The organism is Flavobacterium sp., assembly GCF_044371705.1.
In the GTDB taxonomy this organism is placed as follows: Bacteria; Bacteroidota; Bacteroidia; order Flavobacteriales; family Flavobacteriaceae; genus Flavobacterium.
This window is the reverse complement of sequence record NZ_JBILTE010000247.1, coordinates 1-3,189: the sequence shown is the minus strand read 5'-3', so window position 1 is coordinate 3,189 and position 3,189 is coordinate 1. Positions and strand designations below refer to the sequence as shown.

At 34.4% G+C, this 3,189-nt stretch carries 4 protein-coding genes; all 4 read right to left on the bottom strand.

The genetic code is table 11. The features are described from left to right. Positions 1-89: 89 nt before the first annotated feature. Positions 90-731: a hypothetical protein gene (locus tag ACIQ2S_RS12415; protein WP_396176457.1), complete on the bottom strand. Its 642-nt coding sequence runs from the start codon at positions 729-731 to the stop codon at positions 90-92. Positions 732-770: 39 nt separating this feature from the next. Continuing rightward, a complete protein-coding gene (locus tag ACIQ2S_RS12410) occupies positions 771-1,340 on the bottom strand; it encodes a hypothetical protein (RefSeq protein WP_396176454.1) in 570 nt (189 codons plus the stop codon). A gap of 159 nt (positions 1,341-1,499) precedes the next feature. After that, the gene (locus ACIQ2S_RS12405) at positions 1,500-2,357 is read right to left on the bottom strand and encodes a hypothetical protein (protein ID WP_396176452.1); all 858 of its coding nucleotides are present in this window, start codon (positions 2,355-2,357) and stop codon (positions 1,500-1,502) included. A gap of 181 nt (positions 2,358-2,538) precedes the next feature. Next, a complete protein-coding gene (locus tag ACIQ2S_RS12400; protein WP_396176450.1) occupies positions 2,539-3,060 on the bottom strand; it encodes a murein L,D-transpeptidase family protein in 522 nt (173 codons plus the stop codon). Between the last annotated feature and the right edge of the window lie 129 nt (positions 3,061-3,189).

Genomic DNA, 3,189 nt, shown 5'->3' with positions numbered 1-3,189 from the left:
GGCTACCACAAAACTGTCAAGCGGAGACGAAACCCCGCCTATTGCCAATGTGCTGTTATAGGGCGTTTTTCTTTCTTTGGTCAACTTGTCTACCATGATGAATATGCTGTTTTGTCAATGCTGATTACTTTTTTTCTTTTCATGTCAACTGTCGCACGTAGATAATTGAGGCTACCAACGGCATTATAAACTACACCATAACCTTCTACTGTCACAACTTTTAAATTGTTGTCAGCAGTAGCATGTGCAGTGTAACGCAAATTTGGATAAAAGTCATATTTGTCATTATGCCTCTCAGTCGTTGTGTCAAAATTGAGAATAAACTTGTCCGCTAGAGCTATAGCAACTGCCATAGAATCCACTGCAAATAAGCTGTCAACAGTTTTTTCAAACTTTTGATACCAATCTTTTCCAAGTCTTGCAGTCATTATACTGTCGGTAAATTTATTATGTTTATCTGTTCCTTCTTCTGGTGAATCTGTGCAACGACTGCTTTTTATTTTAAATCTGAAATGATACCATTCGTCAACGATTTGCCTTTGGTGGTCTTTGGGGTCAGGTGGTCCTCCGTAAACCCAAAGTGATGGGTATAAAATTTCCATAGAGTCAACAGTCGATTTAGTATCAATTATTTTGGGCTTTTCAGTCGATAATTTCTTGTCTTTACTTGAATAGTTACATGACAAAACTGTCAAGCAGATAAATGGGATGAATGTCTGTATTAATTTCATAATGTGTCGTCTTTTAAAATGCCCTTTAACGTTTTGCCTTTAGTATTGCGTCATAATAAAGTATCTCTTTATGTCATTACACTTTGTATATTTCACTTCTCGATTTTCCTTAACGCAATTAACTATCGCAAGAATTTCAGGTTCAGAAAGTATAGCCTTAGAATGTATTGCATAAATTCCTAATTCAGGCCCAAGTCCAAGTTGTACTTTCAAATTAAAACTTTCATTTTCAAAAATATCAAAATTGAATATGAACTTGTCATATCCTATTGAAGTTATTTCCAAATTGTACTTACTAGGTTTTAATTCCAGTTTAACGAGTCCTTCGGTGGAGGTTAGAATTATTAATGAAGTGTCATTTTCTAAATCATTAACTTTGATAGTTGCGTAAACTACTGTGTCGCCTTTGTTGTCTGTTATTTGAATTGTCGAAATTGATTTCGTGTCCTTTTTCTTGAAGATAAAAGAAGAACTATCTTCAGCATTTTCAAATGTAAAAGTGTATTTATATTTGAATTCTTTACTTTTATCAATGTCGTCCAAATGCCATTTTTGTCCAAAAACTTGAGAGAAAAATAATAGAAAAAGTATAGTTGTTACTTGTCTCACTGTCGTCTTTTAAAATGCCCTATAACGGTTCTTGGCTTTGCGAAGAAGCGGAATTAGAAGCACAAATATTCGGTTTAGCACAAATGCTCATTAGAACTCCAAATGTTCAAATTAGCACTGAACCCGCTTTTTCGCAAAACCAATGTTAGCGGGTCGTTGTTATTTTCCAATAGTTGAAATGTCAATGCCTAGTCCAATTCCAATGTATGGTTTTTTATTATAATTCCAGTCGGAAACATTTTTTGTTAAGCCAATATCCCAACCATAAAAACCAACGATTTGAAATCCTTTTAAATTTAATCCAATACCTGGTGTAATAAAAAACGCTAATCCGTCTTCGGAGTCTTTGTATGGTTCTTTGGATAAACTTGTTGAACTTTTGTCCAAGGTTACTTTTGAAAATCCAAAACCTATTCCAGCTGAAATTCCAAGGGCACTCTTTTTTGCTTCAATTCTTCTATTTTTGAATGTCTCCCAATTAAAGTTATATGAAACAGAAGCACCAACTTTTAAATCAGCTGTTACTTTACTTCCGATACTGTCATTCAAGGCGGGTCTTATCGCAAACGGAATTGTTATTGCACTCCATTTAACAAATGAATGAGTCAGTATAATACGACTATTCTCTGGAATCTTAAGATAGAATTTCTTATTAAGGTAGGCATCAACTGGATTTGTAAAGACATATGGATTCACAAATAGCTTGTCAGGTGCGTCTGATGTGTGTTTAATTTCTCCAGCTTTCCAATTACTCCTAATTGCAATTAAGCTGTCGACTTTAGTCGTTAAAACAGTATCTCTTAATAATGTCCTTTGTATTAGAATTCCTCCTTTAGTTTCAGTAATTGTCCACCCAGCCCTTAAAGTGTCTTTTTTGGTTCCAATTTGGTAATAGGCTGAGTCTTGATAATCCCAGTTTGTATGAATTCTAAACCTGTTGAAGGCAGTATTTTGGTCTTGTCCATATGTCTTTATGCATATGATTAAAATTGTAAGTAAAAGTGATGTCTGTTTCATATATATGTGTGTTGTTTGTCGTTTTACAATGCCCGCTAACGATTTGCAGATTGGCGATGGGCGGGCTTTTTAGCACAAAAGTTAGTGCGGAGAACTGAACTTTCGGCTACCACAAAACTGTCAAGCGGAGACGAAACCCCGCCTATTGCCAATGTGCTGTTATAAGCCGTTTTTCTTTTCATTATGGTTTAATTTCAATTTTCGTCCCGATGTCCACCGTGTTATAAAGTTCGTCAACTTCTTGGTCTGTCAAAGCAATGCAACCTGCTGTCCAGTCATACCAACGCTGAAATTTACTAATAAAACCTGTTCCGTTTCTAAGTCCGTGAATTTTTACATCTCCACCTGTCGGCTTACCAAGTTTTTTTGAAACTTCTATGTCTTGTTTATTCGGATAAGAAATGCCCAAATTTTTGTAATAGCCACTTTTGGGATTTTTAGCATTGATAAAATAAACCCCTTCGGGCGTTTTTTTATCTCCTTCAAATTCTTTGTCGCCAATTGGATTTCTGCCGAGTGAAATTTTATAGGTCTTGATTAATTGTCCTTTTGAATAAGCCATTAATTCTCTCTTCGATTTATAAACTACTAATGAGTCAATTTTAATATTATATGCTAATTTTTGTTCAGGATAAAAGTAATAAACTATCAATGCAATTATTGATAAAATTAAAGTCCACCGTATGATTATTTTTGTAGTCATTATGCTTTCTCTTCTATGAAACTGTCTGGCGTATATGTAACACGTGCAAAGTTTTTTGTTATTAATTCTGTTTCTACTATTTGTCCGCTTTTAAATTTAAGAATTTTGTCACGCCAAATTTCGTTTTTT

What these genes read in the sequence shown, in the direction of transcription:
- ACIQ2S_RS12415 (WP_396176457.1), bottom strand. Translation starts at nt 731, where the DNA reads ATGAAATTAATACAGACATTCATCCCATTTATCTGCTTGACAGTTTTG.
- ACIQ2S_RS12405 (WP_396176452.1), bottom strand. Translation starts at nt 2,357, where the DNA reads ATGAAACAGACATCACTTTTACTTACAATTTTAATCATATGCATAAAG.
- ACIQ2S_RS12400 (WP_396176450.1), bottom strand. Translation starts at nt 3,060, where the DNA reads ATGACTACAAAAATAATCATACGGTGGACTTTAATTTTATCAATAATT.